This is a genomic window from Nonomuraea montanisoli (assembly GCF_013363975.1).
GTDB lineage: Bacteria > Actinomycetota > Actinomycetes > Streptosporangiales > Streptosporangiaceae > Nonomuraea > Nonomuraea montanisoli.
Map to the genome: position 1 here is coordinate 201,129 of NZ_JABWGN010000013.1, position 21,961 is coordinate 223,089.

The window sequence follows — 21,961 nt, forward strand, 5'->3', positions numbered from 1 at the left end:
GGATGTCACAGGCGGGCGGGCTGTCTCGTCTCGGGTGGCAGACATGTGCGTCGGGAAAGGGAAGGGAACGACACCATGAGCAAGGTCTGGTTCGTCACCGGTTCGTCGCGCGGCCTGGGCCGCGGCTTCGCCGAGGCCGCGCTGTCCCGCGGCGACAAGGTGGCCGCGACCGCCCGCGACACCGCGAGCCTGGACGACCTGGTCGCCGTCCACGGCGACGCGGTCCTCGCGCTGGAGCTGGACGTGACCGACAAGGCGGCGGTCTTCGCCGGCGTGCGGCGGGCCGGGGAGCACTTCGGCCGGCTCGACGTCATCGTGAACAACGCGGGCTACGGCCTGTTCGGCGCGGTCGAGGAACTGACCGAGCGGGACCTGCGCGACCAGCTGGAGACCAACCTGTTCGGCCCGTTGTGGGTCGTCCAGGCCGCGCTCCCCCACCTGCGCGAGCAGGGCGGAGGGCACATCATCCAGATCTCCTCGGTCGGCGGCGTCACCGCGATGCCGCTCGGCGGCGGATACCACGCCTCCAAGTGGGCCCTCGAAGGGCTGAGCGAATCACTCGCCCAGGAGGTCGCCGGCTTCGGCATCCGGGTGACCCTGGTCGAGCCCGGCTCGTACGCCACGGGCGTGAACGCCGCGGTGGTCCGGGCCGAGCCCGACCCGCTCTACGAGGGTCTGCGCCAGAACTTCGCCGCGTTCGCCGGGACGCTCGACGCCGGGGACCCGGCCGCCGCGGGCCGGGCGCTCCTGGAGATCGCCGACTCCGCCGACCCGCCCCTGCGGGTGTTCTTCGGCACCCAGGGCCACGACATCGTGGAGCAGGTCTACGCCGACCGGCTCAGGACCTGGGCCGAGTGGCGGGCCCTGTCGGTGGAGGCGCACGGACACAGCTCCGCGACCTCGGGGGCCTGATCCGGCGCGGCTACCCGAGGTCGGCGAGGTCTCATGATCGGCCGCGAGCCGCCGCAGGGAACGGGTCCCGTCACTCAGGGAGCGACCGACCCCCTGGAAGGACGCGTCCACCGTCAGATGCGCCGGGTACGTCACCGTGACGGAGCGGCGTTCGCGAGCACCGTCGCCTTCGCCGCCGGCACCCGCGTGGCGCTGGCCGACCTCGGCATGGGCGGCGATCACTACGACGTCATCGTGCCGTACGCCTACGGGGCGCTGACGCTGCTGCCCTGCCTCGCCGGGCTCGCCGCCGTGGTCTCCGTCTGGCGGCGCGGCCGGCCGGCGGCGCGCCGGTAGCCGTCCGGAACCCGCGTCGGGACGAGCCGGGCCGGTCAGCGGAAGTCGGAGATGCGCAGCACCGCGAGCATGTCCGTCGCCCGCGAGCCGGTCGAGAAGGACGCCTCCACGCCCACCCAGCCGCGGAACGCGCCCGTGTCGTCGATGATCTGCATCAGCGGCTTGACGTGGGAGTTCCCGGTGTAGCAGAACTCGCCGCGCTCCATCGCCAGGCAGGTGCACCAGTGCCACAGCGTGTCACGCCGGTCGGACTTGGAGATCGTCGTGAGGTAGTACTGGATGGAGCTGATGTTCGCCCGCGTCCCGCCTCCGTACCGGGGGCAGCCGCCGGACTTCTGGCACGCGCCGCGCGAGGAGGGCTGCAGGTAGGTCAGGCACGAGGTGGTGGCGGCGCAGGCGCGGAAGGCGGAGTGGCCGAACGGCTGGTTGCCGGAGGTGACGAGCTTGCCGCTCGCCCAGCTCGTCAGGTCCTGCCTGAGCGAGCCGGGGAACGCCCGCACCGAGCTCATCGCGCGCCGGGTGCTGGTCGCGGCGTTGCTGCCGTAGCCGTACCCGTTCGTGGCCAGTGTGCTCCGCTTGAGGTCGAGGCGGGCCAGCTTGCCGTCGGACGAGGTCCGCACGTACCACTGCTCCGTCCACGTCTGGGCGATGTTCCACCGGATGGTGAGCACGTCGCCCGCGACGGTGTACGTCCCGGTGCGGCTCTCGCCGGGGGCACCGGTGAAGCCGCCGGCGGTCAGCACCTCACAGGTGCGCGCCCGCGACTGCCTGCCGCCCGCCCTGGTGGTGCAGCTCGGGTCCGGGACGGTGCCGGTGCGCTGCCTGGCCTGGGGATGACGCTGCCACCACAGGTACATGGCGGCGCTCACCGTGCCGTTCGCGGCGAAGCGGTAGGTGCCCAGGCGTACCCAGTTCTGCTGGGAGGAGGCCTTCAGAAACCCCTGCGAGACGACGAAGGTCGTCCTGCCGCCCGGCAGCGACGCGGCGGAGACCGCGGCCGTCGCGGGCGTCGCGGCCGTCGCGGGCCCGGCGGGCAGGAGGGTGACGGCGAGCAGGAAGGACAGGATTGCCGCTGCGGTACGCATGGAGAAGCTCCGTTGGGTCTGCGGACTTGGCCGATCGTCCACGGGCCACCGTATTCGGCCGGGACCGGATGTGTCCGCCGAACCGGCCAGAAGCGCCAGGAGGGGGCGTCCGGTGTGACACCCCCTCCTGGCGGTCAGTAGGAGGTGGTGCGGTGACGGGCGCGGAACTCCGCCAGGAGCTCGTCGGTCACTTCCGCGCCGGCCGCCACGGCGGCGTGCACCTCGCGGAAGTAGCCCTCGTACCCGGCCGGCGTGTACAGGCACAGGGCCTGGACCGGCTCGGTGCCGGCGTTGCGGAAGCCGTGCGGGGTTCCGCGTACGGCGGCGAGCAGGTTCCCGGGGCCGACCGTCACCTCGCCGTCGCCGTGGTGCAGGGTCAGGTCGCCCCGCAGGACGTAGAAGTACTCGTCGTGCCCGTGATGCACGTGCGGCCGGGCCCCCATCGCGCCTCCCTCCAGGGTGAACTCCTCCAACGCGAAGCGGCCTTCCGTGTGCTCACCCGTCAGCCGGAAGAAGTGCGCCACTCCCGCCACGTCGATCATCTCGCCGTCCTCGGGGCGGCGCAGCAAGGGGCGCGGCTCCGGCATCTGCTTGTCGATCATCCCAGCATTATCGGCCGACGGCGTCAGCAGGTCGTCGAGGAGGCCCGCCGTGGCGCCTCCCGCGTTCCGGCTGCCGTCCACAGCACAGTGGAGCCATGAACGCGGACATTCTCTCCCGGGCACGGGTGGCGACCAGGCTTCCGGCCCGGGATCTCGATCGGGCGCGGCGCTTCTACTCCGAGCGGCTCGGCCTGGAGCCCGTCGACGAACGCCCGGGCGGGCTGCTGTACCGGTGCGGGGGCGTGGACTTCGTGGTGTTCCAGTCGACGGGATCCTCGCCCGGCACCTTCACCCAGATGGCCTGGGAGGTCGACGACATCGAGGCCGTCGTGTCGGAGCTCGGGCGACGTGGTGTGGTGTTCGAGGAGGTCGACGTACCGGGATTCCGGACGAGGGACGGGATCGCGGAGATCGAGGGGAACTACCCGAGCAAGGGCGCGCGGGGCGAACGCGGCGCCTGGTTCCGTGACAGCGAGGGGAACCTGCTGGGCATCGGCCAGCCGGTCGGCTGAGCGGTCGGCGCCCCGGCGCGCCACCCTCAGTACGCCGCGAGGGTGAGCGCGTTGGCGGCCTCGTTGAGCGGCTTCATGATCGGCCGCATCGCCAGGTCCTTCCACGGCAGGCGGTTGACCAGCCGCATCATCGTGGTCTGCATCCTGATCTGCCGCGGGCTGCCCGCGACCATCTGCGCGGCGTTGCTCGCGCCGAGCGTCACGTTCACGTCCACGTACTCGCGCATCGCCTCCCGGTATCCGGCGTAGGCCGCGCGATGGTCGCCCGCCGCCGCGCTCAGCTCGCCGGCCAGCACGTACGCGCCCACCAGCGCGAGGCTGGTGCCCTGCCCGGACAGCGGGGACGGGCTGTAGGCGGCGTCGCCGACCAGGACGACCCGGCCGGTGGACCAGTGGTCCATGCGGACCTGGCTGACCGGCGTGAAGTAGAAGTCCGGCGAGTGCGGCATGGCGCGCAGCAGCGTCTCGCTCTCCCAGCCGACGCCGGCGAACGCCTCGACCAGGATGCGCTGCTGGGCGGCCCGGTCGTAGCGGTCGGGCAGGACGGCCGGGCTCGGGAAGACGAACTGGGCCTTCGCGGTGTCGGGCCGGGTGGCGTAGACGTTCACCACCTTGCCGGGCGTCGGATAGAGCAGCTCCCAGTGGTCGAGCCCGAGGTGGTTGGGGACGGTGAAGACGGCCGCGTGCATCCCGAGGGGGTGGACGAAGCGCTCCTCCGGCCCGAAGGCCAGGCGGCGCACGGTCGAGTGCAGGCCGTCGGCGCCGATGACGAGGTCGAAGCGGCGGGGCGGGGCGTGACGGAAGGTGACGTCCACGCCGTCGGGGCCCTCGTGGAGGCCGGTGATGGTGTCGCCGAACAGGTATTCGCAGCTGTCGCGCGTCGCGTCGTGGAGGAGCCGGGCGAGGTCGCCGCGCATCACCTCGTCGTCGCCGGGGGCGCGCATGCCGATGAGGTCGGGGCCCAGGGTGGCCAGCGGCTTGCCGCTCCGAGAGACCCACGAGCCGCCCCGGATGGCGGTGCTCGACCGCCGCACGGCCCCCAGCATGCCCATCCGCTCGACGACCTGCATGGCCACGCCGCGCAGGTCGACCTTGTAGCCGCCCTCGCGCAGCTCGGGGGCCAGCTCGACGACGGTGGGGGTGAATCCGTGGCGGCGCAGCCAGTAGGCCAGAGCGGGGCCGGCCACGCTGGCGCCGGAGATCAGAACGGTGCGGTTGGCGAGTCGCCGTGAGTTCGTCATGCCAAAAACCGTAACAGCATTGCCAGATGATTGGCAACAAATTTCCCATCGACTTGCCATCCATCTGCCAATCAGCCCGTCCGCTTCTGCCAATAGCCTTGGCAAGCGTTTGCCAGCCGCGTGCCGGGGTGGCTAACATGAGCTGCGGCGGAGGGCCGGTCGGCCCGCGCTCCGACCTGGCAAGGAGACGACAGATGCTGACGCAGCCGGCCTTCGGCCGACGGCTCAAACAGCTCAGGACCGAACGCGGCCTGACCCAGGCCGAGCTCGCGGGCGAGGGCATGTCCACCGGATATCTCTCCCGCCTGGAGTCCGGGGCCCGCCCCCCGACCGAGGACGCCGTGGCCCACCTGGCCCGCCAGCTCGGCGTGACCCCCGAAGACCTGGCCGAACAGCCGGACTGGTCGCTGGCGCGCAGCCTGGCCTCCACCGTCGGACTCGACGTGGACGAGGTGGGCGAGCCGCTGGCCCGCGCCCTGCGCACGGCGGGCGGCGAGGATCCCCTGCTGCGCTGGCAAGCCCTGTGGCAGGTCGCCGAATGGCGACGCCACAACGAGGAGCACGCCGAGGAGCGCGCCTGCCTGGACGAGCTGGTGGCGCTCGCCGAAGAGCTCGGCCTGCCCGAGTTGCGGGCCCGGGCCCGGGCCCGGCTGGCGCGCGCGCAACGCACGGCGGGCGAGGTGCCGGTCGCGGTCGAGACGGCGATCGGCGCCTACCGCCTGGCGGTCGACGAGGGCCTGCCCGCCCGCATCGTGACCGACACCCTGCTGGCACTGGTGTCCGCGCTGGCCGAGGCGGGCCGGATGGCCGAGGCCCGGGAGCACGCCGACGAACTGCTCGCCCTGGTCGCCGATCTGCCCGCCGGCACGCTCCTGGCGGAGGCGGTGTGGACCGTGGCCGGCGTCCGGCTCCGGCAGGGCGAGCCCCAGGTCGCGCTGGATCTGGTCAACGACGCGCTGGAGCAGCTCCAGGGCCGCCTCGACCCGGCCATGTGGGTGCGCCTGCGCATCGTCGCCGCCCGCCTCCACCTCAACTGCACCCCGCCCGAGACCGAACCCGCGCGGCGCCGGATCGAGGAGGTCGAGGCGTGCCTGCCGTTCGCCGGCACTCCCACGGTCGAGCAGGAACTCCTCGCGCTGCGCGCCCGCCTGGCCTTCCACACCGGGCACACCGACGAGGCCCGCGCCCTGCTCGACCGGCTCACCGACGCGCACGACCACCTGGCCTACCAGGAGCAGATCCGCCTGGACGTGCTGCGCAACCAGCTCCTGCTGCTGGACGGCAGGCAGGACGAGGGCATGCGGGGGCTTCGGGCGCTGGCCCAGCGGGCGCAGGAACGCGCCAACTTCGACCTGGCCGCGGAGATCTGGCGCCACGCCGCCGAGTCACTGGCCCGTACGGACTGAATGATGTCGGACGACCTGGCCGGAGAGGTCACCGCCCTCAAGGCCCCTGCGCGGCGGCGGACCTGAGCTACGGCCGCTGACCCTGCATCGCCCGTGCGGGTGGCCGTCCTAGGAGGCGTCGTGGACGACCAGGGCCAGCTGGACGCGGTTGTCCAGGCCCGCCTTGGTGAGGATGCGGGAGATGTAGCCCTTGACCGTGCCCACGCTCATGTGCAGCTCGCCGGCGATGACGGCGTTGGTCTTGCCCTGCCCGACCGCGAGCGCCACCTCCCGTTCGCGGTCGCTGAGCGCCGACAGGACCCGCCGGGCGTCGGCCTTACGCCGGTCGTCCTCCTCGGGCAGCAGGTGCGCGATCAGCCGCCGGGTGACGCTCGGCGACAGGCTGGGCTCGCCGGCGACGACGCGCCGGATCGCCTCGACGATGCCCTCAGGCGAGGTGTCCTTCAGCAGGAACCCGCCGGCTCCCGCGCGCAGCGCCCGGAACACGTGCTCGTCGGCGTCGAACGTGGTCAGGATGATGACCTCCGGCGCGTCCCGGCGGGCGCGCAGCCCGCGGGTCGCCTCGATGCCGTCGACGCCGGCCATCCGGATGTCCATCAGCACCACGTCGGGAGAGTGCTCGGCGATCGCGGCCTGGACCTGCGCGCCGTCGGCCACCGCGCCCACCACCTGGAGGGTGGGCGCGCCCTTGAGCATCAGCGTCAGCCCGGCTCGGACGAGCGCGTCATCGTCGACGATGAGCACCCGGATCGCGGCGGACGCACCCACGGGCGGACCCGCGGACTCACTCCCGCTCACCGGCTCACTCGTGGGGCCGCTCACATGGCCGTCACTCGTGGGGCCGCTCACGTGGCCATCACTCATGGGGCCGCTCACGTGGCCATGGTAGCCGTGCCGCCAGCCGGAACCCGCCGCCGTCGGCGTGTCCCCGCTCCAGGCGCCCGCCCGCCAGCGAGACCCGTTCCTCCAGCCCGGCCAGCCCGGCCCCGGCCCCGGTCGTGGCCAGCCCCTCCGCCTCCTGCCCGGTGAGGAGCGGGTTGCGCACCTCGACCGTCAGCTCGCCGCCGGCCGCGCCGGAGACCACGACGGTGACGGGCCGGCCGGGCGCGTGCTTGCGCGCGTTGGTCAGCCCCTCCTGCACGACGCGGTACGCGGTGCGCCGGGTCGTCTCCGGCAGGTCGGCGAAGCGTACGTCGTGCTCGTGCAGCTCGATGCGCATCCCGGCCCGCCGCGACTCCTCCACCAGCGGCGCGAGCCCGGTCAGCGGGAGCTCGCCCGACGGGCTCTCGCGCAGCACGGAGATGACCCCGCGCAGCTCCTGCAGGGCCTGGTGGGCGCTGGCCCGGATGACCCCGGCCGCCTCGGCGACCTCGTCCGGCCTGGCGCCGGCGTTGAACTCCAGCGCCCCGGCGTGCACCGCCAGCAGCGACAGCCGGTGGGCGAGCACGTCGTGCATCTCGCGGGCGATGCCGAGCCGTTCGGCGCGCCGGGCCTCCTCCGCCCGCAGCCGCTGGTCGGCCTCGGCGCGGCGAGCCCGTTCCGCCAGTGACGCCAGCAGCTCCCGCCGGGTCCTGGCCAGGATGCCCCAGCCGGTGATCGCCCCGCCGAACAGCACGCCGACCAGCGCCCACACCGGGTACGGCGCCAGCCCCGGCGGCCGCAGGGCGAACCTGACCAGCGTCGCCGCCACCCACGCCACCCCCACCGCGACGGCCGCGGGCGGTCGCCGGTACAGCGCCGCGACGAGCGTGGCGATCCCCGCGGCCACCGACGCGGCCGCGGCCGGGACGGACAGCGCGACGACGGCCAGCGACGCGGTCACGGGCCACCGCCGGCACAGCCACAACCCCGCGCACGCCAGGATTCCGCCGGCGACGTCGGCCCACAGGTACCAGCCGGGCGTCCCCGGGGTCAGATCCCCCCAGGCCACCGCGACGGCCCCGGCCACGGCGAGCACGATGCCGCCGGCCAGGGCCGCCCGGTCACGTCGCGACCGCCCCGGACCCGGCTCGCCGTCCGCCGCCGAGCTCCGCCGGCCCTGGTCGCGGCCCTGCGCTGCCCGGCCCTGTGCTGCGAACACAACCGCAGATCGTATCCGCCGGCCTTCCGCCTGGTAAGCAACCAAGGTCTCCCTCGCCGCCCCCGCCATGGCAACCAAAGTCACCACCCGGCAGCGACCGAAGAGGCCACGGACCGGCCCGACGGCAGCAGCGCGCCGCGCCCGCCGCGGGAGACCGTGGGCGCATGGTCACCTCACCAGCACGCGGCCGGTGGGCCGCGCTCCTGCTGGCCGGGCTCACCCCGGTCGTCGCCGAGCTCACGCTCGGCAATCCGCCCCTCCGCCAGGCGTGGCTGCTGCTGCTGTGGACGCCGATCTACGGCGCCGGCACCGTGCTGATCCGCGAGCTGGTACGCCGTACCGGCCGGGGCTGGTACGCCGTCCTGCTGCTCGGGGCCGCGTACGGGATCGTGGAGGAAGGGCTGGCGCTGCAGGCGCTCACCAGCCCGACCCTCTACGGCGTGGCCGGCTGGGCGCCCAGGATCCTCGGCCTCAACAGCGCCTACACCGAGCTGAACATCCCCTACCACGCGGTCTTCAGCGTGGCGCTGCCGATCCTGCTGGTGGATCTCGTCGTCCCGGCCCTTCGCCACCGGCCGTATCTCGGGCGGACCGGGCTGGTCGTGGCGGGGGTGGTGTTCGTGCTGGGCGCCCTGCTGCTGCGGTGGACGACCGCCTTCGTCGACCCCGGCTACCAGGCGCCGCCGGCGGCTCTGGCGGCGTTCGCGCTGGCGATCGCGGTGCTCGCGCTGCTCGCGCTGCGGTTCGTCCCCCGCCCGCCGGTCCCGCCGGCCGCGGCGTCCCGGGCGGTCCCCGCGCCGCCGGTCGTCGCGTGCCTGGCCGGGGTGGTGGCGTTCGGCTACCTCGCGCTGCTGTTCCCCTTCGGCGGCGCCCGGCACCCGGCCTTCACCCATGGCGGCTGGGTGGTGGTCCCGATGGTGGCGGCGGCGCTCCTGGCGGTGGCGGCCGGGATGCTGCTGCGCCGGTGGACGGCGCACGGCGGGTGGCGCGACCGGCACAGCCTGGCGCTGGCGGGCGGGGCGCTCGTGGCCCACACCGCGTTCGGGGTGATCGCCAACGGCGACACCACCGCCGACCGCGTGTCGCTGGCCGCGCTCGGAGTCGTCATGATCGTCCTGCTGGCCCTGCTCGCCCGGCGTACGCGGTGACATGGCGAGCGGCGGGGCGACGGCCGCCGATCGAGGCATTTGCCGGATCTGCCATCACTCGCGACCGGGGAGCGCCACGGGACATGGGCCTTTGGACAGGATTCCTTGGTCAAGTGATGGATGAACGGCCACCTGTTACGGAATCCTTGAGCAGGCGAGAACGCCGCAGCCCGCCGTACCGGCTGCTCTCCTGAAGCGATCAACAGAGTGCGATGGCGGATCCGTGGAACAGCTCGAATACCGAAGGCTCATCAAGGTGCTGGAGCGAGTGGCCGGGGCTCGGAGGGGCGAGCTCTATCCGGTGCTGGCCGAGGCCGTGGCCGTCCATCTCGGGTGGATCGACGCGTTCGTGGCCGAGAACCCCGCGTATCTGGCGCCGGGAGGCGATGGCGAGGAACAGTACCTCACCATGTTCCGGCCGGACTTCGTGGAGGAGTACGTCGAACGGTGGCGCCTGCACAATCCCTTCGCCTCGCGCGACGGGATCGCCTGCCTGACCCGCCATGGCGTGGCGACACTCGGACGACTCCGCCCGCGGGCGACCGAGCCGGAGCGCGACTTCGCCGACACATTCCTGCGCCATCACGGCATAGACGACATGTTGAAGATCGTCATCAGGTCACCGGCCACGGGCGCGGTCAGCACCCTGGGGGTGCCGTTCGACGGTGATCGGCGCGTCATCGAGCCGAGCGACCTGCTGATGGCGACCACGCTGGGCCCGCTGCTGAGCCCGTACTTCGACGTGAACCCCGTACCGGCCCCCATGGGGGACCGCACCTCGGACGAACGCGACGTGCGGTCCCGGCCATGATCGTCGGCTGTCGCCCGATCAGTCGAGCGGCAGATCGAGCAGGGCGTTCTCCACCACCTCGGGCATGGCCGGATGGATCCAGTACTGGCCCCTGGCCATGGAGCGGGCGTCCAGGCCGAAGGACATGGCCTGGATCAGCGGCTGGATCAGCGCCGGCGCCTCGGGGCCGATGATGTGCGCGCCGAGCAGCTCACCGGTGGCGGGGTCGGCCAGCACCTTGGCGAAGCTGGTGGTGTCCTCCATGGCCCAGCCGTACGCGATCCCGCTGTACTCCCGCGTCGCGGTCACGTACGCGCGCCCGCTGACCTGCGCCTCCTGTTCGGTCATGCCCACTGAGGCGATCCGCGGGGAGGAGAACACCGCGTGGGGGACGTGACGATGGTCGGAGCTGCGAAGATCGTCCGGGTGCAGCAGGTTGTGCTGGACGGTGCGCCCCTCGTGGTTCGCGACGTGCTTGAGCCGCCAGGGGGAGGACACGTCGCCGAGGGCCCACACTCCGGCCACCGAGGTCGCCTGCCGCCCGTCCACGACGATGCGGCCGTCCGGGTGCAGGGCGAGCCCTCCCGCGGCGGCGTCCACGAGATCGGAGTTGGGCCGGCGGCCGGTGGCCACCAGCAGTTCGTCGGTCTCCAACACTTCCGCGCCCTCGGGGCCTTCAAGGTCGAGGAGCAGCTTGTCGCCTTCTCTGCCGGCGCTCAGCAGCTTGCGGTTCAGGCGGACGTCCCACCGGTCGCGCGCCAGCTCGGTGAAGCGCCGCGCCACGTCCGTGTCCTCGTGCCGCAGCAGTGATTCGCTGCGTGCGATCACGCTGATCTCGACGCCCAGGGAGGAGAACACGTGGGCCATCTCGGTGGCGACGAACCCCGAGCCCAGGATGGTCATGCGGCGCGGGAGCCGGTCCAGGCGCATGACGGTGTCACTGGTGTGGTAGCCGAGCGCGTGGTCCAGGCCGGGCACGTCCGGGACGTCCGGGCGGCTGCCGACCGCCACCACGACCTGGTCGGCGGTGATCGTGACGGGCCCGTCCGCCGTGTCCACGGCCAGGCGGCGCTCGCCGGTGAAGCGGGCCGTCCCGCGGTAGAGGGTGACGTTCTCGCGCCCCGTCGCGCGGTAGCGCTCGCCGCCGGCCGCGAGCGGGTCGATGCGGCCGAAGATCCGGTCGCGTACGGCGGGCCAGTCGACGCCGCGCAGGGCCAGGTCGACGCCCAGCGCGGCACCGTGCTCCGGCACGCGGGCGGTGTCAGCGGTGTGCACGAACATCTTGGTCGGAATGCAGCCGACGTTGAGGCAGGTGCCGCCGAAGCTGTCGAGCGGGCCGACGCCCTTCTCGACGATGGCGACCTTCCAGTCGGCGAACCGCTTGTCGACGATCGGGTTTCCGGAGCCGGAGCCGATGACGACGAGGTCGAAGTGCTGGTCCATGGAGGGGATCCCTAACGGCTCGTGGGGGTGAGGGGGGTGTCGCGGCTGTTCGGGGCGGGGGACGCCGCCGGTGCGGACATGGCCGCTCGCTCTCCGAAGGGCCGGCCGTCGGGTCCTGACATGTCGTGCACCTCCTGGAGGGGTCCGGTTGTGCTGAACACCGCACCGGCCGGTCCCTCTTCCCGCCGGGGCGGGCCGGCTCCTGCCTGGTCCCGCCGGACCCGGGCAGGAGCGACTGCGCCGGGAGCTGCACGCGATGATCGAGCCGTTCACCCTGCGCCGCCTGACCGACGTCCCCGCCTGAGCGCGTACGCGTCACCTGGCCGATGACCAGGTCAGCGCGGCGCCGGCCAGGAACCCCAGGCCGCCGATCAGCGCCCCGGCGTGCAGGCCCGCGACGAGGCCGCCGTGCGCGACCAGCGTGCCGACCAGGGCCAGATCGCGCTGCCCGTCTGGCGGGCGGCGTTGAGGACGGCCGACGCCGCCCCGGCCAGCGCGGCCGGGGCGGCCTCCATGATGGACGCGGTCGCCGCCGGCATGGCGACCCGACGCCGAACCCGGTCATCACCAGCGGCGCGAGCAACGTCCAGTAGCTCGTGCCGCGGTCGGCGACGAGCCAGGCGAGCAGGCCGGCGCACCGCCGACGCCGAGAATCGCCGCGCGCCGAACAGCTCAAGGGGCAGCATGGGCGCCCGTGCCCGCCGTTCGAGCAGCACGAACGCCGGCAACGCCGACGCGGACACCCCCAGGCCTCCCAGCACCGGGAGAGAGGCCCAGCCGTGCGGCCAGGCCTCGATCAGCGCCCAGGTCAGCCCGCCCAGGCAGAGCACGCCCGCGAGCTGGGCGGGCACGTCCAGGCCGTCACGGCTGCCGGCCGGGGCGGCCGCGGGCACGTACCGGGCGGTCGCCAGGATCTTCCACCAGACGTTCTCGTAAGGGACCTCGTCGACGGCGCCCATCCACTGGAGCGCCGTCTGCACCGGCAGCACCAGCAGCGGAACCGCACCTCCAGCGTCTTCAGGCGGCGGCCTCGGCAGATCACCTGAGCGGGTGAGCCGTCTTCCCCGCCCGAGGGACTTCCGGACCGGACGCCGGCGGGGCTCCTTGACCCGAAGTTGGGCGTATCCATGACCGCGGTGCGGCGTGCGAGCGGACGTCGGGGTAGGGCGCAGCTCATGGCGAAGAAGAACAAGGACGACCCGGCGGTAGGCGACGAGGTCACCTGGCAGAGCCATGGATCCACCGCCCACGGCAAGGTCGAGAAGAAGATCACCGACAGGCGGAAGGAGGCCGGACGCACCGTGGCCGCCTCGCCCGACGACCCTCAGTACGTGGTACGCAGCGAGAAGAGCGGCAAGAAGGCCGTCCACAAACCGTCGGCCATGCGTAAGAACAAGGACTAGCGATGACCGAGGAGGAGGAGCGGGCGATCGCGGCGGAGTTCGGGCGGGCGGTGAACATGACCGCCAAGGAACTGGAGAGCTGGCTGGCCACCGACGAGTCCAAGGCGGTGGGGCAGAAGAGCGACGGAGGTGAATCGACCGGGCACGAATCCGGTCGCAAGATCGTCGAACTGCTCCACGCGGAGAAGGAGTCCCTCACCGAGCCGGACTACGCGCACATGCGCAAGGTGATCGGCTACATCCGCCGTCACCTGGCGCAACGGCCCTCGGGTGACGTCCGCGAGACCAGGTGGCGCCATTCGCTGATGAACTGGGGCCACGATCCTCTCAAGTGACGATCCGCTCCCCCGCGCACCTGGTGGCCCAGACCCCGGTGGGCGTGCAGCTGGGACGATCGTCGGCTGTCGATCTTGACGGAGTACGCGGTTTCTGGCTTGGATCACAGCATTTGGATCTTTCCCATCGCCTCACGAGCGGAGACCTCCGTGCGTCTGTTATCCATGGCACGTTCCCGTCCTCTCGCTTCACCGTCCGCCCGGCCCGCTCACCGGTCGTCGAGCCTCGTCGCGGCCCTGGCCACGGCGGCCGGGCTCCTCGTCGCGCTGAGCCCGGCCGCTTCCGCCGCCGACACCACGACGGACCTCGGCGTGGACTCCAGCCTCTACAGACCGGGTGATCTGGCCCTCGGCAACGGAAAGGTCTTCGTCTCGAGCGGGGACAAACTCGTGGTCGCCGGCATGGACGGTGACCTCCTGGGCGAGGTCGGCGGGCTGACGGAGACCTCCGGGCTGGCGACGTCGCAGGACGGCACGCGCCTGTACGCGGCGCTGGTCGGTCCGCAGCAGGTCGTCGAGATCGACACGGCCACCCTGGAGATCACCCGGAGCATCGACCTCCCGTCGTATCCGTGCCCGACGCACCTGGCCCGGTCCGGCCAGCGGCTGTGGGTGGGCTACGGCTGCGACAGCAACGGGGACGGCGGCGTGATCGGGCTTGATCTGACGGTGACGGCACCACAGCCGACCGTGGTCGCATCAGAGATCGCCGGTGCTCCACTCCTCGCCGCCAACGGGAGCACGCTGGTCGTGGGTCAAGTGGCGACGAGTACCGACCACCTGTTCGTCTATGACGTGAGCGGTACTCCCACCTTGCGCGGCGAGATCGACGGATTCACACACGACTTCGGCGATGTGGGCGGTCTCGCTGTCATCCCGGACGGGTCGAAGTTCTTCTCGGCGGCCTCCACCGAACGCAGGACCGATCTGTGGGACGCCGACAGCCTGGAGAGAATCCGCTCCTATGCGGGGGAGCCGGCCACCGAGGGCTTCCCCTCCTCCGTCGCGACCAGCCCGGACGGGGCGTACGTGGTGGTCGGGGGCGCTGACGGCGCGGACCTCGTGATGTACGACGCGGTGACGGGGGCGACGATCCACGCGCTCGACAACCTGGCGGTGGCCGGAGGCACAGGAAGCCTCGTGTTCTCGGGCACCGACGTCTTCGCCGTGCAGGCCGCCTCCTCCAGGCGGCTGCACTTGTGGCGGGTGGAGGACATCACCTTCCCGGCCTCCGCGCTGACGCTGACGCCCCCGCCCGGCGGTGTGGTGAACCAGCCGCTCACGCTGACCGGCCGCCTCGAACTGCCCGGCGGAGCGGCGGCGGGGGCGAAGCCGCTCACGGTGACCCGCCGCCTGCCCGACGGGACCACCGAGACGCTCGCCGGCGTGACGACCGCTCCGGACGGGACTTTCACCGTCACCGACACCCCGGCGGTCGGCGGGGCGTACATCTATGCCGTGCTCTGGGACGGTGACGACGCTGTTCGCTGGAGCACGACTTCGGCGAAAGTGACGGTCAAGAACACCTCGTCGCTCACGGTGACGGGTCCCTCGCAATGGCCCGTGGGCGCCGCCCTGACACTCAGCGGCGTGCTGCTGCCTACGCCCCCGCCCTCGGGATGGGGTTACCCGCTCACGGTGAAGCGCACCGTCACCAACGCCAACGGCACCGTCACGACCACGCTGCCAGGGGTGCCCGCCCGTAAGAACGGGACGTACAGCTTCTCCGACAGACCGGCCGAGACAGGGCACTACACCTACACCGTCGAGTGGGTGGGAAACGCCGGCTATACGCCCGCGAAGGCCGAGCACGAGGTGGAGGTCAAGCAGAGCATCGAATGATCGCGCCCTTCTGGTCAGGACTGGGGCGGGACCTCTCCTGATCTGAGCGGCGTGCGTTGCAGGGCGAATGAGAAGGCCGCGCTGGTCATCGACACCGGCATCGGGCCCCGGGGCTTATACCCTCTCTATATTGGTGAACTAAACCATTAATGGTGGAGGGGTATCCGCGGGCAACGGGCCGGTCTCCGGGTTGAAGAGCGTCTTGGACAGGTGCTCGACGCCGTAACAGACGGCGCCGACCGCCACGCACTCGTCGCCGAGCACCGAGGCCCGCAGCTCCGGCGTGCGCAGGCACATCGTCTCCAGTTCGTCCCTCAGCGGCTCCAGGAGCACGTCGGCCGACCGGGAGAAGCCCCCGCCGAGCACCACCAGGTCGGGATCGACGGTGAGGGCCATCGCGGAGGTGGCCAGCGCGAGCACCTTGACGTACCGCAGGACGGCGCCGCGCGCGCCGGCGTCGCCGCGCCTGGCGGCCTCGAACACCGCCCCCGCGACCGCGTCGGGCGGCGTGCCGGGTTCCACGGCGGGGACGGCCTGCAGGAGCTCGCCCACGTGACCGAGGTTGAACAGCGGGTGCACGCCGATCTCGCCCGCCGCGCCCCCGCCGCCGCGCAGGGGGACCCCGTCGAGCACGACGGCGGCCCCGGCCCGCCTGCCGACGTGCAGGAAGATCAGGTTCGGGGTGTCACGGGCGATGCCCCTGCGGCACTCGGCGAGTGCGGCGAGCCGGCTGTCGTTCTCCACGAGGACCGCGCAGCCCAGCCGCGCGCCGACGTGATCGGCCAGCGGCACGCTCGACCAGTCCTGGATGGCCCGTGACAGGACGACGCGTCCTTGCAGGTCGACGTAGCCCGTGCTGCCCGCGACCGCGATCCAGACGTCGGAGGCGGAGGCGCCCGAGCCGGTCAGGCAGGCGTCGACGACCCTGTCGACGGCGGCCAGCCGCTCGGCGCGCGGCTGCTCGGGGGTGACCGGCTCGCGCGTGGTGTGCAGGACGTTGCCGTCGAGGTCGGCCACGACCCCGAGCACCTTGTGCGCTCCTATGTCGAGCCCCAGCACCCGGCCCGCTTCCCCGCGGAACCGGTAGCGGCGCGCGGGCCTGCCCTTCTCGCCGCCGCTCGGATCCATCTGGGCCACCCAGCCCAGCTCCATCAGGTCGCTGACCACCACCTTGATGGTGGCTCTGGCCAGGTCGGCGCGCTCGGCGAGCTGGGTCAGCGTCATCGGGCCGCCGGCGCGCAGGGCGGCGAGCGCGGAGAGCGCGTTGAGACGCCGGAGCCGTTGAAGGTCGCCGCCGGTCACGGGGTGCGTCACGGATAACCCTTCTTGACGAATCTTAATGGTGGACTTCATCATAAATTCCCACCGGGACGGTCATCCACCGCGACATAAGCCCGCCCGCCCGTACGGCGACACGACCGCCGAATCCCGCCCCCCGCCCCCCGACCCCTCAGGGACCTGACTTGCTGCTGCCACGACCCGTTCACCTCACCCGAGACGGCACGGAGCCCTTCACCCTCACCGCGGCCACAGTGATCGCCGCGCCCCCCGAGCTCGCGCGGGTGGAAGGCTGGCTGCGTGGCGTGCTGTTCCCCGTGACCGGCCTGCCGCTGCCGCCCGGAGAGGCGCGGCCCGGGGCGATCGAGTTCACCCTGGCGGCCGGGCTCGGCCATGAAGCGTACCGCCTGACCGTGCGCCCCGGCGGGGTGCGCATCGAAGCGGGGGACGCGGCGGGGGCGTTCTACGGCGCGCAGACCCTGCGCCAGCTGCTGCCGCCCGCGGCCTTCCGCAGCGGCGCGGTCGGCGAGCGGGACTGGCTCGTCGCCCCGGTCATCGTCGAGGACCGGCCGAGATTCCGGTGGCGCGGTTGCCTCATCGACGTGGCCAGGCACTTCCTGCCCAAGCCCGACCTGCTGCGGTACATCGACCTGCTGGCCGCGCACAAGCTCAACGTGCTGCACCTGCACCTGACCGACGATCAGGGCTGGCGGTTCGAGGTGAAGGGGTACCCGAAGCTGACCGAGGTCGGCGCCTGGCGCAGGGAGAGCCCGCTGGGGTCACGCCGGCACGGCCTGTTCGACGGCCGCCCGCACGGCGGCTTCTACACCCAGGACGACCTGCGCGAGATCGTGTCGTACGCGGCGGACCGGTTCGTCACCGTGGTGCCCGAGATCGAGCTGCCCGGGCACTCCCAGGCCGCCATCGCCGCCTATCCGGAGCTGGGCAACCTCGGCGACCCGCTGGAGGTCGCCACCCAGTGGGGCGTCTCCCCGAACGTGCTCAACGTCGAGGACGCCACGCTCGCCTTCTACCGGGACGTGCTCGACCAGGTCATGGAGATCTTCCCCGGCGAGTACGTCTGCGTGGGCGGCGACGAGTGCCCCAAGACGCAGTGGCGGGAGAGCCCGTCGGCCCAGCGGCGCATCCGCGAGCTCGGCCTGCGCGACGAGGACGAGCTGCAGAGCTGGTTCGTCCGCCAGTTCTCCGACCACCTGACCGCGCGCGGGCGACGCCTGCTGGGCTGGGACGAGATCATCGAGGGCGGCCTGCCGCCGGGTGCGACCGTGGCGTCCTGGCGCGGCACGTACGGCGCGGTCGTGGCGGCCCGGGCCGGACACGACGTGATCACGTGCCCGTTCACCGAGCTCTACCTCGACTTCCGGCAGTCGGACCGGCCCGACGAGCCGGTCCCGATCGGCAGCGTGATCTCGCTGCGCGACGTCCACTCCTTCGAACCGGTGCCGCCGGAGCTCACGGAGGCCGAGGCCGTCCGCGTGCTCGGCGCGCAGGCGAACCTCTGGACCGAGCACATCGACTCGCCTCGCGCGCTCGACTACATGGCCTTCCCCCGCCTGTCGGCCTTCGCCGAGGTCGTGTGGAGCCCCGCGGGCGGCGACTTCGACGACTTCCGGGCACGGCTGCGCCACCACGAGCCCCGGCTCGCCGCGCTGGGCGTGGAGTACCGCAAGGAGACCGGCCCCGAGCCGTGGCAGACGCGCCCGGACGTCAAGGGCTGGCCGCGCGAGCGGGCGGAGACCGAGGCCGAGGTGGCGGCCTGGACCCGCGGCATCCGACGCGACCTCAGTGGAGAGAGGCACCCATGACCAGACGCCTGTCCGTCATCCTCATCGGATTATCCTGCCTGCTCGGCGTGATCACCCCGGCCCGTGCGGCGACTCCCGAGCTGTCGGCGTACTTCAGCAGGCCGAGCGTCGACGGCACGGTCGACGGTTCCCTGCTGACGCGGTTGCTGGGGCTGATCGACCTGGCCGAGCAGGGTTCGACCCTGCGCGTGGCGACGTACGTGCTGGAGCTCCGGGTCGTCAAGGACAAGCTCGTGGCGGCGCACGATCGCGGCGTCGACGTACGAGTGGTGTCCGAGGGGTCCGGTCATGACCCGCTGCTCGACGAGCTGGCCACCGCCGGCGTACCGGTCACGCTCTGCTCGATGGGCTGCAACGGCCCGGACACCGACATCAACCACCACAAGTTCTTCGTGTTCAGCCGCCTCACGGACGGCAGGACCGACGTGGTCGCGCAGAGCTCGCAGAACCTCAGCGCCGACGACTCCCTCCACCAGAACATGCTGATCAGCTCGGGCGACGCCGGGCTGGCCGCGGGCTACCGGCAGGTGTTCGACACGCTGGTCTCCCGGGTGCGGACGACCTGGAAGGCGCCCTTCACCTCCTCCAGCGGCAAGGTCACGGTGTGGATGGAGCCCCGCGACACCGCCTACGACCAGTCCGCCCACGGCGACGCCGACCTGGTCGCGGCCATGATCAAGGACGTGGGCTGCCCCGGCACGATCCGCGTGGCGCAGTCGCAGTTCGCCACGGACAGGCCGGCCGTCATCGACGCGCTCAAGGCGAAGAAGCAGCAGGGGTGCGTCGTCCAGGTGCTCGTCGCCGAGGGCAACCAGACGGTCTCGACCGCCCAGGAGCTCGCCAAGGGCGGCATCGTGGTGCACACCTTCAGGCCCGGCGGCTGCCACTACCCGGCCGGGGACACCTGCGCGCCCGACAACCTGCACTCGAAGATCCTCCTGGTGGACGGGCCGTCGGCGGCGGCGGGCGGCGCGACGCGGCGCTACGTCTACACCGGCTCCCACAACCTCAACGCCGGCTCGCTGACCGCCTCGGACGACTCCTTCGTCCGGATCGACGACGCGGGGATCTACGCGGCGTACGACGCGGACTTCGCCGCGATGCTGGACGAGATGATCAAGTTCGTCCCCTCCGCCTATCCGGACGCCGCGCTCCAGATGGCCGCCAACGGCCCCGACGACCAGCGGGCGCCGAGGGCGGCCGCCATGCGCGCCGGCTACACGGCCGTGGCCTGGGAGGACGACCGTGATCGCGCCTCGGTGGACGGCACCGAGGTCTACGCGCGCATCTACCACGACGGGCAGCCGGTGACCGGCCCGGTGAAGGTCTCGATGGGCGGGGTCGGGTGCGCGACCGGCTGGAACCACGTGCAGCCGTCGGCCGGCGTCGACGGCACGGGCAACGCCTACGTCGCCTGGGCCGAGGACGGCGACTGCCGGGGCGAGCACAACATCGCGGTGCGCAGGCTCTCGCCGTCGGGCACGCTGAGCTCGACGATCTGGGCGAACGACCCGCAGTGGAGCGGCGACCAGACCCGGCCGAGGATCGCGGTCCGGGGCGACGGCGGGTTCACGGTGGTCTGGGAGGACGCGCCGACCACGACCGTCCGCGCGGCCGGCTACGCCTCGCTGACCTCGCGTGCCTTCGCGCCGGTCCAGGTGGGCGCGGGCGACCGGCCGGACGTGGCCGTCGACGGCGCCGGCACCGCGACCGTGGTCTGGCAGCAGGCGCCCGACGTGTACGGCAGGCGCGTCTCGGCGACCGGCGCGACCGTCGCCGGTCCCACGAAGATCAACATCAACGCGGCGACCCAGCACCTGGCCCCCGCGGTGGCGACGACCCCGGCCGGCGACAGCGTCGTCGCCTGGAGCGACAACGTGGCGGTCACGGGCGGCGACGTGACGACCGTCTGGCGGGTGCGGACACGGGGTCTGACGCCGTCGCTGGGATCGAGGTTCGCGGAGAACCCCGTCGCGTTCGGGAAGTTCGCGCCGAACACGGTCGCCGACGGCGGCAAGTCGAACACGGTCGCCGACGGCGGCAAGGAGTACCCGCCGCTCTGCGGGAAGGTGTCGCTGGTCGACAGGTGCGCGGTCCAGGGCTCGCCGTCCGTCGCCGTCGACGACAGTGGACGGTTCGTCGTCGGCTGGACCGAGTCCGACATCTGGAACGCCGGCCGTTCGTTCGAGGTGTACGCCCGCGGCTTCAACGCCGACGGGACGACGGCCGGCCGGTTCCCCTGCGAGCGCATGAACCCGAACACGGCCGGCAGCCAGTCGGCCACCGCCGTCGCCGCCGACGCCACCGGCTTCCACCTCTTCTACGCCGAGGACTTCGACGTCAACGGATACAGCGATGTCGTGGCGCGGACCGGCTTCACCAACACCGGATTCTGAGCCGGTCGCCGCCCTCCGCGCCGACCCCTCGCGATCGAGACCCTGCCCCCTCCGGTGCTCCCAGAGAGAAGGAACCCCTGTGCGTCTGCGTATGACATTGGCCGCCGCCCTGGCCGTGACCCTGGCCGGTTGTGGCTCCGGCACCGACACCACCACCAAGTCCGGAAAAATCACGATCAGCTACGCGATTTGGGAGAAGAACGACCAAGCCAGCACCCAGAAGATCATCGGCGCCTTCCAGAAGCAGCACCCCGACGTCACGGTCAAGCTGGAGATCACCCCCTGGGACCAGTACTGGATCAAGCTCCAGACCGCCGCCACCGGCGGCGCGGCCCCCGACGTCTTCTGGATGAACAGCCTCAACGTCCGCCTGTACGCCAAGGGCGGTGTGCTCGCCCCCATCGAGAACGCCGACGTCAGCGCCTTCCCGCAGGCGATCGTGGACGGCTACCGATACAACGGCAAGCTGTACGGCATGCCGCGCGACGTCGGCCTCCCCGTGCTCTGGTACGACAAGGAGCTCTTCGACAAGGCCGGCGTCACGTACCCGACCGCCGACTGGACCTGGGACGACCTCAGGGCCGCCGCCAAGAAGCTGACCGACCCGGCCAAGAAGCAGTACGGCCTGCTGGCCCCCATGTGGGACCAGGGCGGCTTCTATCCCACGATCGTCCAGGCCGGCGGCCACGTCATCTCCGCCGACGGCAAGAGGTCGGGCTTCGACGAGCCCGGCTCCATCCGGGGCCTGGAGTTCTGGACCGACATGATCAACAAGGACAAGGTCGCCCCGCCCGCCCAGGCGACCACCGACACCGACCCCGTACAGCTGTTCATGACCGGCAAGTACGGCATGTACTACGGCGGCTCCTGGCTCGCCACCGCGTTCAAGGCCAACACCGAGCGCGGTGACAAGGTCGACGTGGCGCCCCTGCCCAAGGGGCCGGCGCAGGAGGCCGTCATCCTGCTCGGCCTGGCCAACGCCGTCTCAGCCAAGAGCGAGCACCCGGTCGAGAGCGCGCAGTTCGCCACGTTCCTCTCCTCCGAGGAGGCCGAGAAGATCCTCAGCGACACCGGCGGCGCCTCGGTCTCCTCGCGGGCGGGCACCCAGGACGGCTGGTTCGACGCCTTCCCGAACTACCACCTGAAGGAGGCGTTCGACGCCTCGATCCCGCACGGCGTGCCGTACCCCGTCTCCCTGAACACCGCCAAGTGGCAGGACGTGCAGAACAAGCTCCTGGCCGAGGCGTGGGCGGGCAAGCGGCCGACCGCGGACGCGGCCAGGGAGATCGCCGCGCAGATGAACGAGATCCTGGCCAAGGAGTAGCG

At 72.1% G+C, this 21,961-nt stretch carries 20 protein-coding genes; 12 read left to right on the forward strand and 8 right to left on the reverse strand.

Annotated elements, in window-relative coordinates; all coding sequences use genetic code 11:
• Positions 1-75: 75 nt before the first annotated feature.
• Positions 76-912, forward strand: a complete 837-nt coding sequence (locus tag HTZ77_RS32020) for an SDR family NAD(P)-dependent oxidoreductase (protein ID WP_175593457.1) — start codon at positions 76-78, stop codon at positions 910-912.
• A gap of 117 nt (positions 913-1,029) precedes the next feature.
• The gene (locus HTZ77_RS32025) at positions 1,030-1,248 is read left to right on the forward strand and encodes a hypothetical protein (RefSeq protein ID WP_175593458.1); all 219 of its coding nucleotides are present in this window, start codon (positions 1,030-1,032) and stop codon (positions 1,246-1,248) included.
• Between the two features lie 35 nt (positions 1,249-1,283).
• On the opposite strand, the gene HTZ77_RS32030 is transcribed toward HTZ77_RS32025, so the two are convergent.
• Entirely contained in the window at positions 1,284-2,333 is a 1,050-nt protein-coding gene (locus HTZ77_RS32030) for a hypothetical protein (RefSeq protein ID WP_175593459.1), read from the reverse strand.
• Positions 2,334-2,467: 134 nt separating this feature from the next.
• On the reverse strand, positions 2,468-2,935 hold the full coding sequence (locus HTZ77_RS32035; protein WP_175593460.1) for a cupin domain-containing protein: 468 nt from the start codon (positions 2,933-2,935) through the stop codon (positions 2,468-2,470).
• A gap of 95 nt (positions 2,936-3,030) precedes the next feature.
• Between HTZ77_RS32035 and HTZ77_RS32040 the strand changes: the two genes are divergently transcribed.
• Positions 3,031-3,447: a VOC family protein gene (locus HTZ77_RS32040; protein WP_175593461.1), complete on the forward strand. Its 417-nt coding sequence runs from the start codon at positions 3,031-3,033 to the stop codon at positions 3,445-3,447.
• Positions 3,448-3,473: 26 nt separating this feature from the next.
• Here the strand turns inward: HTZ77_RS32040 and HTZ77_RS32045 are convergent, their stop codons facing one another.
• Positions 3,474-4,688 (reverse strand): FAD-dependent monooxygenase, encoded by a 1,215-nt coding sequence (locus HTZ77_RS32045; protein ID WP_175593462.1) that lies wholly within the window; start codon positions 4,686-4,688, stop codon positions 3,474-3,476.
• Positions 4,689-4,882: 194 nt separating this feature from the next.
• Between HTZ77_RS32045 and HTZ77_RS32050 the strand changes: the two genes are divergently transcribed.
• A complete protein-coding gene (locus HTZ77_RS32050) occupies positions 4,883-6,094 on the forward strand; it encodes a helix-turn-helix domain-containing protein (RefSeq protein ID WP_175593463.1) in 1,212 nt (403 codons plus the stop codon).
• Positions 6,095-6,202: 108 nt separating this feature from the next.
• On the opposite strand, the gene HTZ77_RS32055 is transcribed toward HTZ77_RS32050, so the two are convergent.
• Together HTZ77_RS32055 and HTZ77_RS47745 are read right to left on the reverse strand one after the other, a co-directional pair.
• Positions 6,203-6,862 (reverse strand): response regulator transcription factor, encoded by a 660-nt coding sequence (locus HTZ77_RS32055; protein ID WP_328808893.1) that lies wholly within the window; start codon positions 6,860-6,862, stop codon positions 6,203-6,205.
• A gap of 88 nt (positions 6,863-6,950) precedes the next feature.
• Positions 6,951-8,174: a sensor histidine kinase gene (locus HTZ77_RS47745; RefSeq protein WP_205304025.1), complete on the reverse strand. Its 1,224-nt coding sequence runs from the start codon at positions 8,172-8,174 to the stop codon at positions 6,951-6,953.
• 164 nt (positions 8,175-8,338) lie between these two features.
• Between HTZ77_RS47745 and HTZ77_RS32065 the strand changes: the two genes are divergently transcribed.
• Together HTZ77_RS32065 and HTZ77_RS32070 are read left to right on the forward strand one after the other, a co-directional pair.
• Complete coding sequence (locus tag HTZ77_RS32065) at positions 8,339-9,322, forward strand: hypothetical protein (RefSeq protein WP_175593465.1); 984 nt, start codon at positions 8,339-8,341, stop codon at positions 9,320-9,322.
• 223 nt (positions 9,323-9,545) lie between these two features.
• Complete coding sequence (locus tag HTZ77_RS32070; protein WP_175593466.1) at positions 9,546-10,133, forward strand: hypothetical protein; 588 nt, start codon at positions 9,546-9,548, stop codon at positions 10,131-10,133.
• Positions 10,134-10,151: 18 nt separating this feature from the next.
• Here the strand turns inward: HTZ77_RS32070 and HTZ77_RS32075 are convergent, their stop codons facing one another.
• Both HTZ77_RS32075 and HTZ77_RS32080 read right to left on the reverse strand, forming a co-directional pair.
• Entirely contained in the window at positions 10,152-11,555 is a 1,404-nt protein-coding gene (locus tag HTZ77_RS32075) for a mycothione reductase (RefSeq protein WP_175593467.1), read from the reverse strand.
• Positions 11,556-11,926: 371 nt separating this feature from the next.
• Complete coding sequence (locus tag HTZ77_RS32080; RefSeq protein ID WP_175593468.1) at positions 11,927-12,544, reverse strand: hypothetical protein; 618 nt, start codon at positions 12,542-12,544, stop codon at positions 11,927-11,929.
• Positions 12,545-12,730: 186 nt separating this feature from the next.
• Between HTZ77_RS32080 and HTZ77_RS32085 the strand changes: the two genes are divergently transcribed.
• The 3 genes from HTZ77_RS32085 to HTZ77_RS32095 all read left to right on the forward strand — a co-directional run bounded on the left by HTZ77_RS32085 (position 12,731) and on the right by HTZ77_RS32095 (position 15,135).
• Positions 12,731-12,958, forward strand: a complete 228-nt coding sequence (locus tag HTZ77_RS32085) for a hypervirulence associated TUDOR domain-containing protein (RefSeq protein ID WP_175593469.1) — start codon at positions 12,731-12,733, stop codon at positions 12,956-12,958.
• A gap of 2 nt (positions 12,959-12,960) precedes the next feature.
• A complete protein-coding gene (locus HTZ77_RS32090) occupies positions 12,961-13,293 on the forward strand; it encodes a DUF3140 domain-containing protein (RefSeq protein WP_175593470.1) in 333 nt (110 codons plus the stop codon).
• 165 nt (positions 13,294-13,458) lie between these two features.
• Positions 13,459-15,135, forward strand: a complete 1,677-nt coding sequence (locus HTZ77_RS32095) for a YncE family protein (protein ID WP_175593471.1) — start codon at positions 13,459-13,461, stop codon at positions 15,133-15,135.
• Between the two features lie 138 nt (positions 15,136-15,273).
• On the opposite strand, the gene HTZ77_RS32100 is transcribed toward HTZ77_RS32095, so the two are convergent.
• Positions 15,274-16,449: an ROK family transcriptional regulator gene (locus HTZ77_RS32100; RefSeq protein ID WP_328808894.1), complete on the reverse strand. Its 1,176-nt coding sequence runs from the start codon at positions 16,447-16,449 to the stop codon at positions 15,274-15,276.
• Between the two features lie 149 nt (positions 16,450-16,598).
• Here HTZ77_RS32100 and HTZ77_RS32105 point away from each other — a divergent pair, with 149 nt between their 5' ends.
• The 3 genes from HTZ77_RS32105 to HTZ77_RS32115 all read left to right on the forward strand — a co-directional run bounded on the left by HTZ77_RS32105 (position 16,599) and on the right by HTZ77_RS32115 (position 21,959).
• A complete protein-coding gene (locus HTZ77_RS32105; protein ID WP_175593473.1) occupies positions 16,599-18,239 on the forward strand; it encodes a beta-N-acetylhexosaminidase in 1,641 nt (546 codons plus the stop codon).
• Positions 18,236-20,635 (forward strand): phospholipase D-like domain-containing protein, encoded by a 2,400-nt coding sequence (locus HTZ77_RS32110; RefSeq protein ID WP_175593474.1) that lies wholly within the window; start codon positions 18,236-18,238, stop codon positions 20,633-20,635. Before HTZ77_RS32105 ends, HTZ77_RS32110 begins: the two co-directional genes overlap by 4 nt.
• A gap of 79 nt (positions 20,636-20,714) precedes the next feature.
• Positions 20,715-21,959: an ABC transporter substrate-binding protein gene (locus tag HTZ77_RS32115; protein ID WP_175593475.1), complete on the forward strand. Its 1,245-nt coding sequence runs from the start codon at positions 20,715-20,717 to the stop codon at positions 21,957-21,959.
• The last annotated feature ends 2 nt before the right edge of the window (positions 21,960-21,961 follow it).